Source organism: Micromonospora sp. WMMA1947 (assembly GCF_027497355.1).
Taxonomy (GTDB): domain Bacteria; phylum Actinomycetota; class Actinomycetes; order Mycobacteriales; family Micromonosporaceae; genus Micromonospora.
Genome location: NZ_CP114909.1, coordinates 5,716,847 through 5,730,525 on the forward strand (window position 1 = coordinate 5,716,847; position 13,679 = coordinate 5,730,525).

At 72.0% G+C, this 13,679-nt stretch carries 12 protein-coding genes; 4 read left to right on the forward strand and 8 right to left on the reverse strand.

Annotation, left to right across the window (positions count from 1 at the left end; genetic code table 11):
* Nucleotides 1–16: 16 nt before the first annotated feature.
* From O7604_RS26915 to O7604_RS26935, 5 genes are read right to left on the reverse strand one after another with little or no spacing between them, the layout of a single operon-like run.
* The gene (locus O7604_RS26915) at nt 17–1,285 is read right to left on the reverse strand and encodes a cation:proton antiporter (protein ID WP_269706792.1); all 1,269 of its coding nucleotides are present in this window, start codon (nt 1,283–1,285) and stop codon (nt 17–19) included.
* The gene (locus tag O7604_RS26920) at nt 1,282–2,613 is read right to left on the reverse strand and encodes a cytochrome P450 (protein ID WP_281578184.1); all 1,332 of its coding nucleotides are present in this window, start codon (nt 2,611–2,613) and stop codon (nt 1,282–1,284) included. Before O7604_RS26920 ends, O7604_RS26915 begins: the two co-directional genes overlap by 4 nt.
* Nucleotides 2,610–3,686, reverse strand: coding sequence for an alpha-hydroxy acid oxidase (locus O7604_RS26925; protein ID WP_281578185.1), 1,077 nt, complete (start codon nt 3,684–3,686; stop codon nt 2,610–2,612). Before O7604_RS26925 ends, O7604_RS26920 begins: the two co-directional genes overlap by 4 nt.
* Nucleotide 3,687: 1 nt before the next feature.
* The gene (locus O7604_RS26930; RefSeq protein WP_281578186.1) at nt 3,688–5,253 is read right to left on the reverse strand and encodes an NAD(P)-binding domain-containing protein; all 1,566 of its coding nucleotides are present in this window, start codon (nt 5,251–5,253) and stop codon (nt 3,688–3,690) included.
* Nucleotides 5,254–5,265: 12 nt separating this feature from the next.
* A complete protein-coding gene (locus tag O7604_RS26935) occupies nt 5,266–6,753 on the reverse strand; it encodes an aromatic amino acid ammonia-lyase (protein ID WP_281578187.1) in 1,488 nt (495 codons plus the stop codon).
* Between the two features lie 63 nt (nt 6,754–6,816).
* Here O7604_RS26935 and O7604_RS26940 point away from each other — a divergent pair, with 63 nt between their 5' ends.
* From O7604_RS26940 to O7604_RS26950, 3 genes are read left to right on the forward strand one after another with little or no spacing between them, the layout of a single operon-like run.
* Nucleotides 6,817–8,361 carry an NAD(P)-binding domain-containing protein gene (locus O7604_RS26940; RefSeq protein WP_281578188.1) on the forward strand — a complete coding sequence of 515 codons (1,545 nt, stop codon included), beginning with the start codon at nt 6,817–6,819 and terminating at the stop codon, nt 8,359–8,361.
* A complete protein-coding gene (locus O7604_RS26945) occupies nt 8,351–9,784 on the forward strand; it encodes a fatty acid--CoA ligase family protein (protein WP_281578189.1) in 1,434 nt (477 codons plus the stop codon). Before O7604_RS26940 ends, O7604_RS26945 begins: the two co-directional genes overlap by 11 nt.
* A 25-nt stretch (nt 9,785–9,809) precedes the next feature.
* Nucleotides 9,810–10,226, forward strand: a complete 417-nt coding sequence (locus O7604_RS26950) for a hypothetical protein (protein ID WP_281578190.1) — start codon at nt 9,810–9,812, stop codon at nt 10,224–10,226.
* Nucleotides 10,227–10,245: 19 nt separating this feature from the next.
* Here the strand turns inward: O7604_RS26950 and O7604_RS26955 are convergent, their stop codons facing one another.
* From O7604_RS26955 to O7604_RS26965, 3 genes are read right to left on the reverse strand one after another with little or no spacing between them, the layout of a single operon-like run.
* Complete coding sequence (locus O7604_RS26955; protein ID WP_281578191.1) at nt 10,246–10,710, reverse strand: DUF3237 family protein; 465 nt, start codon at nt 10,708–10,710, stop codon at nt 10,246–10,248.
* A 49-nt stretch (nt 10,711–10,759) separates the two neighbouring features.
* Entirely contained in the window at nt 10,760–11,227 is a 468-nt protein-coding gene (locus O7604_RS26960; protein ID WP_269706806.1) for a MarR family transcriptional regulator, read from the reverse strand.
* On the reverse strand, nt 11,224–12,453 hold the full coding sequence (locus O7604_RS26965) for a flavin-dependent oxidoreductase (protein WP_281580012.1): 1,230 nt from the start codon (nt 12,451–12,453) through the stop codon (nt 11,224–11,226). The genes O7604_RS26960 and O7604_RS26965 overlap by 4 nt, the downstream gene beginning before the upstream one ends.
* A gap of 248 nt (nt 12,454–12,701) precedes the next feature.
* Here O7604_RS26965 and O7604_RS26970 point away from each other — a divergent pair, with 248 nt between their 5' ends.
* Complete coding sequence (locus tag O7604_RS26970; RefSeq protein WP_281578192.1) at nt 12,702–13,676, forward strand: ABC transporter substrate-binding protein; 975 nt, start codon at nt 12,702–12,704, stop codon at nt 13,674–13,676.
* Nucleotides 13,677–13,679: the final 3 nt, after the last annotated feature.

Sequence of the window (13,679 nt, forward strand, 5' to 3'; positions counted from 1 at the left end):
ATCGTTATTTGCTTCTTCAACTATCTGAAACCGCGAGCGCGGGTGTGCGGACGGTTTCGGGCTGCCGGGCCTCCCGGCGCTCGATCCAGCTCAGTGCCGGTGTCGTCATCAGCGTGGTGACCAGTGCGACGAGGACCAGCACGGTGAACAGGGCCGGGCTCACGATGCCCGCCTCCAGCCCCACGTTCAGCGCGATGAGCTGCATCAGGCCGCGGGCGTTCATCAGCGCGCCGACCCGCAGCGCGACGCCCGACGGCTCGCCCCGGAGCCGGGCCGCCGCCCAGCAGGCACCGAACTTGCCGGCGATCGCCGCCGTCACGCAGGCCAGCGCGAACAACAGCACCGGCGGCGAACCGAGCAGGCCGAACTCCGTGCGCAAGCCCGAGTAGGTGAAGAACAGCGGCAGGAACAGCGTCGCGGCGACCGGGGTGAGCGTGTCCACCACCTTGTCCGTGTTGTCGGTGCGGGGCATCACCACGCCGACCGCGAACGCGCCGAAGACCGCGTACAACCCGATCTCGTCGGTGTACCAGGCGACCAGGAACAGCAGCGCGACGGTGCCGAGCAGCCGGGCGCGGTCGTTGAGGGCACGGTGGGTCATCAGCGTGGCAGCGGCCGTACGTCCGCCGAACCAGAGCACCAGCCCGAACAGGACCGCTCCGCCCGCGGTGACGATCGCGGGACCGGCCCGGCCGGACGCGACAGCCAGCACGGCGGCCAGCATGATCCAGGCGACCACGTCGTCGATCGCGCCGCTGGCCAGGGAAAGGGTGCCGTGCCGGGTGCCGGCGTGCCCTTTCTCGGTGATGATCCGGGCCAGCATCGGGAACGCGGTGATGGCCAGGGCGACGCCGACGAACGCGGCCGAGACCCCGAGTGACGTCCCCTCGGCCCGGATCGGCACGGCGCCCGCCGTCACCAGGACCAGCAGCACCCCCAGCAGGAGCGGCGCGGTGACCCCGGCGAGGGAGACCACTCCGGCGGTGCCGGCCAGCCCGGTGACCCGGTGGGCGCTGAACGCGTACCCGGCCTGGAACATGAACAGCACCAGGCCGACCTGACCCACGACGTAGAGGATCGGAAGCAGGGGGGCCGGGAACAGGGCGTTCTGCACGTCCGGCAGGAGGAGCCCGAGCAGCGACGGGCCGAGGAGGACGCCGGCGAGCATCTCGCTGACCACGGCGGGCTGGCCCGCCTTGCCGAGCAGCCAGGCGACCCCTTTGCAGAAGATCAGGATCACCGTGACCGCGATGAAGAAGCGTGGTGCCAGCTCCGTTGGTGTCATCGGACAGCCCTCTCGAAGTAGTCGGTGCACAACCGCTGCCGGCGGGCGTCGACCACCATCCAGGTGCCGAACACCAGTTGCCGGAGGCTGCGGCCCACGTCGGCCCACCGGTCCCGCGACCGCATCGCGGCCAGCCGCAGCCGCCCCGGGCCGGTGAGCCCGGCCGGTGTCAGATACGCCGGGCCCCGGCTCGGCAGGGACCGGGTGTGTGAGGCCGACGAGGTCAGGAGGTACCGGCGCAGCACCTCACGGGTCGCGGCGCGCATCATCACCGGCGCCACGCCGCGGGCCGGGCAGGCCCGGTTGGCGGTGACGCCGTACGGGATGAAGTGCGCGTCGCCGCGCTTGAGCGTCAACCACCGGTCCGGGTCGAACCGGTCGTCGGCGGCGGCTCCGCCGCGGTGGAACGCCAGGTAGTTGAAGAGCAGTACCGTCCCGGTGGGCAGGGACACGCCGGTGGGCAGCGTGATCGGCGCCGACGTGATCCGGTGCGCGACGCCGAAGAGCGGATGCACCCGCAGCGTCTCGTCGACCACCCGGTCCAGCGCCTCGTCGTCGTCGAGTCCCCGCTGCAGGTCGGGACGGGTGGCGAGGGCGAGCAGCACGTGCGCCATCGCCTCGGACATCTGCACGATGGCGGTGTTGAAGAAGGCGCCCTGGAGATACCAGGCCGTCTCCTGTGTGGTGAACGGCGGCGGCAGCGTCACCGGGCAGGTCCCCGCCTCGATCCGGTCGTGCAGATACGCGGTCAGCCGCTCGCGCCGCCGCATGTGCCGCAGGCCGGTGCACTTCAGCCCGTTCACCACGTCCTCGGCGTTGGCGACGATCAGCGCCCGCGCGTCCGCCGGGCACGTCTCGCCGAAGACGAGTTCGTAGTAGACCTCGGCCCAGACCGGCATCATCAGGTCGCGCAGCCGGACGTGGGTGGTCCGGTCGGCCGGCAGCCGGTCGAGCGCCCGCCGGGTGGCGGCGGTCGCGAGGTCGTCGCAGCGCCGGCGGCGTACCGCGAGCACCCGCCGGGTCGTCGCGGCGACGGTCCGGTAGCGCTCGCCCGGCTCCAGGTGCTCCTGGTGCATGTGCGGTCCGGGCGCCAGCCAGTACCAGAACAGGTCGGACAGCCCGGCTCCCCGGCTGCGCCCGTCCGCCGCCGGATCGGCGTACACCCGCTCGAAGTGCTCCATGCCGACCGTGGGGCCGGGCACCGGTACGCCCTCGACGCCGTTGACGGTGACGAACACCCACTCCCGCAGCCGGACCACCGTGCGGGGCAGCCAGTACGGCAGGGTCCACGCCACGCCGACCCCCGCCAGGACGATCAGGACGCTCATCCGTACGCCACCGTGGCGACCAGGTCCCCGCCCAGGTCGGCCGGCCCGGTGACACCGGCCAGCGCCAGCGCCCGGTCGAGGTCGGCGCGCAGCAGGTCCAGCACGTGGCGTACTCCGGCGGCGCCGCCCACCGCGAGGCCCCACAGCACCGGACGGCCGACGAGCACCGCCGTCGCCCCGAGCGCCAGCGCCACCAGGACGTCGGTCCCCCGGCGGACGCCGCCGTCCAGCAGCACCGGCAGCCGCCCGCCCACCGCCTCCACCACGGCGGGCAACGCGTCCAGGGTGGCCAGCGCCCCGTCGAGCTGCCGGCCTCCGTGGTTGGAGACCAGCAGACCGTCGACGCCGTACGAGACGGCGAGCGCCGCGTCCGCCGGATGCAACACCCCCTTCAGCAGGATCGGCAGCGTGGTGACCTCGCGCAGCCAGGCGATCCGGTCCCAGTCCAGCCCGGCGTCCATCCCGATGTCCCGCACCCGGCCGCTCGCGTCGCGCATGTTCTCGCAGACCAGGCCGGGCGGCAGGTCGGCGAAACCGTGCCGCAGATCGCGTTCCCGCCGCCCGAACACGGGCGAGTCGACGGTGACGACCAGGGCGGTGCAGCCGGCCATCTCCGCCCGCCGCACGACCGACGCGGTGAAGTCGAGGTCCGCCTGCGGGTAGAGCTGGAACCAGAGCGGCCCGCCTTCGGCGGCGATCTCCTCGACCCGCCGGGTGGCCGCCATGCTGACCACCATGATCGTGCCCGCCTCGGTGGCGGCGCGTGCGGTGGCCACCTCGCCCTCCGGGTGGGCCAGCCGGTGGAACGCGGTCGGCGCGATCAGCACCGGCATCGAGATCCGCGTGCCGAGCAGCGAGATCCGCAGGTCGCGGTGGCCCGCGCCGCGCAGGACGCGGGGCACCACGTAGCGCCGGGTGAAGGCGGCCTCGTTGGCGCGTACCGTGCGTTCCTCGCCCGCTCCACCGGAGTAGAAGTCCCAGTACACCGGGTCCAGGCGGCCCCGCGCGTCGGCTGCCAGCTCGGCCAGGTTCAGCGCCGGGCCGTCCAGCGCCGTGCCCTCCGACGGGCGCATCTCAGCTCTCTACTCGGCTCAGGCAGCGGTCGACGAACGCGACCAGCGGTGCCACGTGCGTCTCCGGCCGGTCCCATCGGTTCTCCAGGTTCTCCGCCAGGTGGTGGGTGGCGACGACCTGGCCCGCCCGGTGGTGGCGGACGACCGGATGCAGGTAGGCGGCGTCGTGGGCCTGGCCGGGTACGTCCTGGGCGACCCGGCTGACGGTGATGTCGAACGGGTCCACCCGGTCGTGGTCGGGGCCGTACTCGAGGGTGACGACGAAGGCGTCCGTGTAGTCGTGGTCCGGGGTACGCAGGCCGGTGCGGGTGAAGTACTCGACCGGCACCTCCTCGTGGTAACGCGCGTCGGACCCGGCCACCGTGACCACGTCGCCGAGGAAGCCGAACTGCTGCCACAGGGCGGAGGTGCGGTTGACCCGCGCGACGACGGCGCCGGCGATCGACTCGCCGGTGGCGTCCAGCTTCTCCGCCGGCCACGGCGTGTCGCCGTACCGCCGTTCCAGGATCCGGTGCAGCGCCCGTACGGCGTACCGGAAGCCGTGGATGAAGCCGCTGGTCGAACGCTTGAAGTCCCGTTCCTGGCTGATCGTGCCGGCGAAGTAGAGGCCGGGGACGTTCACCGACTCCCACTCCGGGGTCTGCGCCGGAAAGCGGTCCCTGATCGCGAGCGCCGGACGGCAGGTGTCGTCGAAGACGGACGCGTCGAAGGCGAACCCGGTGCAGGCGAGCACCCGGTCGTACCACAGCTCCTTGACCACCTCGTCGGCGCGGGAGAACGAGAACGTCACCTTGTATCCGGTGCCGTCGCGCTCGATGCGCTTGACGTCGCCGTCGAGGATCGCGTTCGCCGACTTCAGCTGGTAGGTGTCCAGGAAGTTGTTGTTCACCGCGCGCAGGTGCCCCACGTAGTGGGTGCGCCAGGCCATCCGCACCGAACTCGGGCCGGCGACGTGGATCAGCGTGGTGGTCTCCATCAGGCTGTCCGCGGTCTCGAACGCGGAGTTCCCCTTGCCGATGATCAGCACCTTCTGGTCGAGGTAGTCGCGCGGGTCGACGGACATCTCCGCGTACTGCTCGGCCAGTTCCAGCCCGGGGATCTCCGGCCGGTACGGCCGGGAGACGCCGGTGGCGACGATCAGCCGGCGCGCCCGGAAGACCTCCTCCCCCGCCCGGACCTCGAACACCCCGTCGACCTTGCCGACCGACGTCACGCGGCAGCCGTACCGGACCCGTACCCCCGTCTTCGCGGCGAAGTCCGCCAGGTAGCGGACCATCACGTCGGCGTCGGGGAAGTACCGCTCGGTGTAGCCGGTGAATCGCAGCGCCGGGTCGTCGCTGAGCAGCGAGTTCCAGTCCAGCCGCAGGTTCAGCTCCGGGTCGTCCGAGCCGGTGTGCGGCTTGTTGATGGAGATCAGTTGCCGGTGGCGGGGAAAGGTGGCGAAGAACGCCCCCGGGATGTCCGCCTGTTCCAGGACCAGATAGTCGCGTCTGCCGTCGGCCTCCAGCAGAGCCGCGAGTTGCAGGCCCGCCGGTCCGGCCCCGACGATCAGGTAGTCAAGCGTCATGTGCGTCCACCCTCAGGAAAGAGAAACGGAGAAATCCGCGATCACGTCGGCCGCGCGCCGCACGTCACCGTCCAGCGGCCGGTCCGGGTCGACCGGCGGTACGACCGCCGCCAGCGCCGCCAGCGCCTCGGCGCAGCCGGAGGCGGTCGGCGTACGCGCGCCCGCGTACGCGGCCTGGCGCAGCCCCAGCGCGAGCGACCCGACGACGAGGTGCAGCAGCCGGGCCTGGTCCAGGGCCCGCAGCGCGGCCTGGGTGCCGAGCGGGACGACGTCCTGGTTGTGCAGGTTGGTCGGCACGCTCTGCATGCTCGCGGGCATGGTGTCCCGCCGGATCTCGGTGATCAGCGCGGTCGCCGCCAGCTGCACCCCCTGGAGCCCGTGCTGCTGTCCCGGGCCGGCGGCCAGCATCGGCGGCAGGCCGCCGTTGCGGTTCGGGTCGACGAGCAGGTCGAGTTGCCGTTCGGCGAGGTTGCCGACCTGCGCCACGACCATCGACAGCACGTCGGCGGCGAACGCGGCCGGCTGGCCGAAGAAGTTACCGCCGTGCACCACGAGGTCGTCGTCGGGAAAGAACAGCGGGTTGTCGGTGACGCTCGCGAGGTCGGCCGCGACGACGGCGTCGACGTAGCGCAGGGCGTCCTCGGCCGCGCCGAGCAGTTGGGGCGTGCACCGGATGCTGTACGGCTCCTGCAGCGGGCGCGCGCCGGAAGCGACGAGGCCGTCGCTGACCCGTCGCATCCGCGCGCCCACGTCGATCGCGCCCGGATGGCCGTACGCGCCCAGCAGCCGGGCGTCGAGGAACTGCGTACCGCTGCCGAGCAGGTCGGCGAGCAGGCAGGTGAGCACCTGGACCGCCCGGTGCGCGGCACGGACCGCGTCCAGCGCCAGCGCTGTCGCCGCGGTGGTCAGCGACGTCCCGTTGACCAGGGCGAGGGCGTCCCGGCCGTCCAACGGCAGCGGTTCCAGGCCGGCCAGCTTCAACGCCTCGCCGGCCGGCATCCGCGTCCCGTCCAGATAGGCGTGGCCGCGGCCCCGTAACGCCTGGGCGGCCGCGCCCAGCGGGATCAGGTCACCACTGGCACCGACCGAACCCAGCCGGGGCATCGCGGGGACGAACGTGGTCGCGAGCATCGCCGCGAGGGCGTCGATCACGTGCGGGGAGACTCCCGACGCGCCGCGGGCCAGCGACCCGGCCCGCAGCAGCAGGGTCGCGCGTACCACCTCCGGACCGAGGTCCGCGCCCTGCCCCGCGCCGAGGTGGGCGAGCGTGTTGTCGGCCTGGTCGCGCAGGTCGGCGCGGCCCGCGTACCCGACCAGGGCGCCGAAGCCGGTGGTGGCGCCGTACACCGCGCGGTCGTCACCGAGCACCGCGGACAGGAAGGTGCGGGCGGCCGTGACCCGGTCCCGGACCCGCGGTCCGATCACGACTTTGACCGGGTCACGGGCGGCGCGCAGATCGGCGATCCGCAGTGGGACATCGAGGTCCACCTCTGTCGTCATGCGATCGCACCCTAGAGACGAATTCTCAGAACGCTCTGAGATCGAGTCGCTACGTTGCGGCGCATGACGCTCGACTATCTGATCATCGGAGCCGGACCGGCCGGGCTGCAGCTCGCTCACCTGCTCGATCGCGACGGCCGCGACTATCTGGTCCTGGAGGCCGGCCCGTCGCCGGGCACGTTCTTCGCCACCTATCCCCGGCACCGGAAGCTCATCTCGATCAACAAGGTCTGGACCGGCTCCGACGATCCGGAGTTCAACCTGCGCGCGGACTGGAACTCGCTGCTCACGGACGATCCGGCGCTGCTGTTCAAGAACTACAGCCGGCGCTACTTCCCGGACGCCGCGGACCTGGTGCGCTACCTCGCCGACGCCGCCCGCGGCCTGCGGATCAGGTACGACACCCGGGTCTCCCGGGTCGCGCGCGACGGTGACCTGTTCACCGTCCACGCCGGAGACGACACCCTCACCGCCCGCCGGGTGGTCGTCGCCACCGGCGTGTCCCAGCTGTACGTGCCGCCGATCGAGGGCGCCGAGTTCGCCGAGCGGTACGACACCGTCAGCGTCGACCCGGACGACTTCACCGACCAGCGTGTCCTCATCATCGGCAAGGGCAACTCCGCCTTCGAGACCGCTGACGCGCTCGTCGAGACGGCAGCTGTCATCCACGTCGCCGGCCCGCACTCGATCAAGCTGGCGTGGCAGTCGCACTACGTCGGGCACCTGCGCGCGGTGAACAACAACTTCCTCGACACGTACCAGCTCAAGTCGCAGAACGCGGTCCTCGACGGCACCGTGGAGCGGATCGCCCGGCGCGACGACGGCGGCTTCCGGATCGACTTCCGCTACGCCCGCACCGTCGAGGCGATCCGGCAGATCGACTACGACCGGGTCATCCTCTGCACCGGCTTCCGGTTCGACGCCACCATCTTCGACCCGTCCGCCCGGCCCCGGCTCGTCATCAACGACCGCTTCCCCGAGCAGACCTCGGCGTACGAGTCGGTGAACGTGCCAGGCCTCTACTTCGCCGGCACGCTCACCCAGCAGCGCGACTTCAAGCGCTCGACGAACGGGTTCATCCACGGCTTCCGGTACGGCGTGCGCGCCCTGCACCGGATCCTCGACGCCCGCCACCACGGCACGCCGTGGCCGGCCCGGTCGCTGGAGGTCACCCCGGAGGCGATCGCCGACGCGATCATCGAGCGGATCAACCGGACGTCGGCGCTGTGGCAGCAGTTCGCCGTCCTCGGCGACGTGGTCGTCGTCTCCGGTGACACCGCGCGCTACCACGAGGAGGTGCCCGTCGCGTACGTGCACGACGGCGGCCTGGGTGCGGAGCTGTTCGCGTTCGTGGTCACCCTGGAGTACGGGCCGGACCACGACCAGGTCGACCCGTTCGACATCACGGTGCCGCGGATCGCCGAGAACGACGCCGCACACGCGCACGACGCCAGCTACCTGCACCCGGTCGTCCGGGTCCACCGCGGCGGCCGGGTCGTCGCGGCGCACCACCTCGCGGAGAACCTGGAGAACCACTGGAATCTGCCGGACGTGCACCACCAGCCGCTCGTGCTCTTCGTCAAGGGCGTCCTCTCCGATGCCGGCTGAGGTCTGGCCGCAGCCCGTGCTGGACCTGCTCGCCGCCGGCGACGACCGGCCGGTGTTCGAGGAGGGCGAACGGACCATCACCACGGCCCAGATGTACCGGCTGGTCCGGCGCGTCGCCGCCGGGCTCCGCGCCGCCGGGGCCGGCCCCGGCGTCGGGGTGGCCCTGCGGCTCGGTGTCACCGCTGAGGCGTTCGCGACGATCATCGCGGCGTTCGCCGTCGGCGCCCGGGTCTCCGGGATCCGCCCCGACCTGAGCCCGGCCCACCGCGGCTGGCAGCTCGGCGAGAACACGCTGTCGGTCGACGACGCCCGGGTCGCCGAACTGGCACGAACGCCCGACGACGGAGGCCCGCTCATCGCCGCCGGACGCCCGGACGACGTGGCCCGGATCATCTGGACCAGCGGCAGCACCGGCAGCCCGAAGGGCTGCGCGCAGACGTACGCGGCGATGAGCGCCGCCTGGGCGCCGTACCCGGATCGCTGGCCGCCGGCCATCGCGGACCTCGCCACCCGGCTCCAGCGTTATCTCGTCTTCGGTTCGCTGAGCAGCCAGGTGATGCTGGAGTACGGCATCCTCACCCTGGCCGCGGGCGGCACCCTGGTCGCGGCCCGGCCCCCGGGTTTCCCCGGCATGATCACCCGGCACCGGGCCACCGCGAGCGTGATCACCGTGGGCAAGCTGTACCAGCTCGTGCGGGACCAGCGCGCCGACCCGGTCGACCTGAGCAGCCTGCGGGCCCTGCTGGTGTCCGGCTCTCCGCTCGCGCCGGGCCGGCTCGCCGAGGCGCTCGACGTGCTCGGCCCGGTGGTCTTCCACGGCTACGGCCAGACCGAGACCGGCATGATCACGATGGTGACGCCGGCCGAGATGCTGGCGTCCCCGGCCGCGCTCGCCTCGGTCGGCCGGCCTCCCCCGGTGACCGCGCTGTCCATCCGGGACGCCGACGGCCGTCCCGCCACCGAGGGCGAGCTGTTCGTCCGCACACCGGCGCAGGCCGCCGCGTACTGGAACGATCCGGACGAGAGCGCCGAGGTGTTCGCCGGCGGCTGGGTCCGCACCCGGGACCTGGCCCGGCTCGACGGCGACGGCTACCTGCACCTGCTCGGCCGGATCCGGGACGTCGTCATCGTGCACGCCAACCTGGTGTACGCGGGCCCGATCGAGCGGGTCCTCGCCGCCGATCCCACAGTCGCCGAGGCGTACGTGGTCGGCCGTCCCGACGACGCGACCGGAGAGGCGGTGCACGCGTACGTGGTGCCGGCCGCCGGTCACACACCGGATGCCGGACGGCTGCGCGCCCTGGTAGCCGAGGCGCTGGGAGAGGCGTCGGTCCCGCGGACGATCCGGTGGATCGACCGGGTGCCGGTGGGGCCGAGCGGAAAGCCGGACAAGCGCGCCCTGGAACGCGCGTCGATCCGGTGAACCACCGGTGGCCTACCATCCGTGCATGGCCGTACTCGACGAGGCAGCGCAGCGTACCCGCACCCGGCTGCGGGGCACCGCCGTCGGATTCGCCGCCCTGTGGTCCGTCGCCCTCACCGCGTTCGCGGGCGTCACCGTCGTGACCGGGGCGCGGAACAGGGATTACCTGCTGCAGTACGGCAGCGACGCGGGCGATCGGTTCGGGACCAACGTCGTGGTGTTGCTGTCGTGGCTCGGCATCGTCGCCACTGTCGGCCTCGCCACGTGGGTCACCGCGCTGCTCGTGCTGGCACGCACCCCCGAGATGCACAAGGTGCTGCGAACCCGGGTCCGGGTGGCATCGACGGTGGTGCTCGTCGGCACGCCGGTGGTCACCGTCGCCGCGCTCGTCCTCGCGTACGTGCTGATCGTGCCGTGGATCTACGCGGGAGTGCAGGCCTGAGGCCCGGGGCCGCGGACACCTACGTGACGCGATAGGCGGTGTAGCGCACCCGGTCGGCCTCACGGATCGCCGACGCCACGAAGACGCTCTGCTCCAGGACCGCCAACGCGGGCACCGACGTCTCCAGTCGTACGCCCAGCCGGAAGTAGTACTCGGCGGGGTCGACGGCGTCGCCGCGCAGCAGGGCTTCGAGGACCTCCGGGCGGCCGCTGCGGACGCCGAACGTCCGGAGGTAGACGTGACCGCCGTCTGCGGTGCGGGCCGAGTAGCGGGTGTCGATCTCGATCGCGCCGTCGGGACGAACCAGTTGCCAGTCGGCACCGCCGGGAAGGATGTCGGCCTCTAACAGGCCGGTGACCCGGCCGCCGACAACGGGCACCACGCGGCGGTGGCCCGCGCGGGTCACCCCGTGGTCCTCCAGCACGCCGAGCCGGACCTCCACCTCGAACGCGGCCTCCAGACCGGGAACCGGCGGGGCGCTCACCGGGCCCCACCCGGCTGCTCGGCGCGGCGGACGGCGCGTCGGCGCGTACTCATGGGGTGTCCTTGGTCTGCGCGAGGGCGTCGCGGAGGCGTTCCAGCGCGGGCACCGCGGCGGCGAGGGCCGCGCGGTCCTCCGCCGGCAGGGTGGCCGCGGCGCGGGCGACCAGCTCTCCGCTCGCCAGGTCGAAGCGGTCGAACAGGTCGAGGGCCTTCGGGGTGGCGAGGACGTCGACGTGGCGGTGGTTGCCGGGACGGGGGCGGCGCTCGACGAGACCGTTGCCCTCCATCGTGGTCAGGAGGTTGCTGACCGTCGAGCGGCTCAGCCGGAGTCGTTCGGCCAGCTCGCCGGGGCCGGACACGGTGCCCCGGGGCAAAGCCCGCACGATCTCGATCTGCGCGTCCGGGATCTCCGGCAGGTGCTCGGCGGCCCGGGCGGCGGCGAGCAGCGTGCGGCGCAGCGGTGAGATCACCGACGCCAGGCGCGCCGCGTCCAGCTCGGGCGGTTCCGGGCCGGTCACGGCAGGACGCCCGAGAAGACCGTCGGCGTCAGGGAGGCCCGTGCGTTGAGGTCGGCGGGCAGGAAGCCGGCCGCCTTCTTGTACCCGGTGGCGATCTCGGTCAGCTCCTCCGGTCCGATGACGTCGTGGATGTGGTCGAACCCGTCCGGCGCGCGCTCGCGGGCGAGCACCATCACCTGTTCCGGGCCCTGCCGCCGGTTGCTCAGCACGAGCGCGGTGGTCGCCGGCCGCCGGTCCGCCTCGTAGGCGTCGAGCGCCGCCCGCACCGTCGGCGCGGTGGCGAGGTGGAAGGCGAGGGTACGCGCGTCGAGGATCGCCTGCGACGCCCCGTTGGAGCCGTTGGGATACATCGGGTGTGCCGCGTCCCCGAGCAGCGTCGTGTTCCCGTGGGTCCACGTGTCGATCGGATCGCGGTCCACCATGGGGTATTCGAGGATCTCGTCGGCGGCGGCCAGCAGTTGCGGCACGTCGAGCCAGGGGAAGCGCCAGTCGGCGAAGAGGGCCACGACCGGCGCGGGGTCGACCGCCCGGTTCCAGTCCGCGTTGGGCCCGGCGAAACCGGGGCCGCGCCGCTCGGCGACCACATTGATCAGGCCGGCGCCGATCGGGTACGCGACGAACTTCTGTTCCGCGTCCCCCGCCATGATCATGGTCCGTCCGTCCAGGAATCCGGGTGCCCGCGCCGTCCCCCGCCACAGCGTCAGCCCGTTCCAGAGTGGCGCTCCCTCGCCGGGATGATGCTGCCGGCGCAGCTCGGAGTGGATGCCGTCCGCTCCGACGATCAGGTCACCCGCGACGCCCACCTCCCCGGCTGCCGTCTCGAAGCGCGCGACGCCGTCCCGGATGCCGGCGAACCGGTGCCCGGTGCGCACCGCGTCGGCCCCGAGCCGTTCCCGCACCGCGGCGAGCAGTTCCATCTGGAACCGGCCGCGGTGCACGGAAAGCTGCGGCCAGCGATATCCGGCGTCCCGTCCGCGCGGTTCGCTCCAGATCTGCTGACCGTACCGGTTGTAGTAGGCAAGGGTTCCGGGCGCGGCACCCAGCCTTTCCACGCGTTCGCCGAGGCCCAATTCGGTCAACTCCCGGACGGCGTGCGGAAGCAGATTGATCCCGACGCCGAGTGGGCGCAGCGCGGCGGCGCGCTCGTAGACGGCGATGTCACGGAAGCCGGCTTGATGCAGGCTGAGCGCGGTGGTCAGGCCACCGATACCAGCGCCCACGATCACGATCGCCAAGTCGTCGCTCCCTTCGCCACCGTGCCACCAACCGCACAGTTTGGTCACAAAATCGTCACGCGTCAAGACCTATTCGCATCGACGTCGGGCCGCTCCGCGCGCAATGCGATTCGCTTATCAGAATTCTTGACAATCAATCGCCTCTGCATGAGTCTGATCGACGCGGTCGGATGGTTAACCTCTCTTCGCCGCCACCACTCCTCCGGATGCACCAGCGCTTCGCACGGAAGGGCTCGTCCATGAAGAAGGTCACCGCCCTCGCTGTTCTCGCCGGCGTCGCGATCGCCCTGACCGGCTGTACGGACTCCGACGCCACCGATCCGTCTCCCGGGTCCAGCGGCGACCTGCGGAAGGTCCGCGTGGCGGCGCTGCCGATCAGCGAGACCGCCGCGCTGTGGGGCGGCATCAAGGCGGGCATCTTCCGGGAGCAGGGGCTCGACGTGGAGGTGGTGCCCGCGCAGGGTGGCGCCCAGGCCATCCCGGCGTTGATCAACGGCGACATCGACTTCGCCATCGGTCAGCCGTTCGGCCCGTTCCGTGCCGACCTGCAGAACCTCGGTGTGGTGATCATCGGGAACTACGCGTCGTCCTATGCCGACGGTGACGACATCAACGCCGTGGTGGCGTCGGGGAAGTCCGGCATCACCCGGCCGGCCCAGCTCGCAGGGCGCAAGGTATCGGTGAACAGCCTGGGCGCGGCCGGCGACGTCACGATCATGGCGGCGGTCGAGAAGGACGGCGGCGATCCCACCAAAATCAAGTTCGTCGAGGTGGCCTTCCCGGACGCGCCGGCCCAGCTCGCCGCCGGCAACATCGACGCCGCCTGGGTGACCGAGCCGTTCATCACCCAGATGCGCAAGCGCGGTGACGTCCTCGTGGTCGCCCCGTACCAGGCCGCCGTCCCCGGGCTCACCACCCTGACGACAATCACGTCGAGCAAGCTGAAGGACTCCGACGCCTCCCTGGTCGCGGACTTCTCGGCGGCGATGAAGAAGACGCTCACCTGGGCCAAGGATCCGGCGAACGAGAAGGACCTCCGCCAGGCCATCAAGGACAACCTGGAGCTTCCGGAACCTGTGGCGGACTCCGTCCGGCTCCCCGCATTCGGATGGGAGCTCGACCGGGCCGGCCTGGAACAACTGGCGACGCTCGCCCAGAAGTACCGCGTCCTCGACCGGCGACCCGACTTCGACCGTCTCATCCAGCAGCAGTAGCCC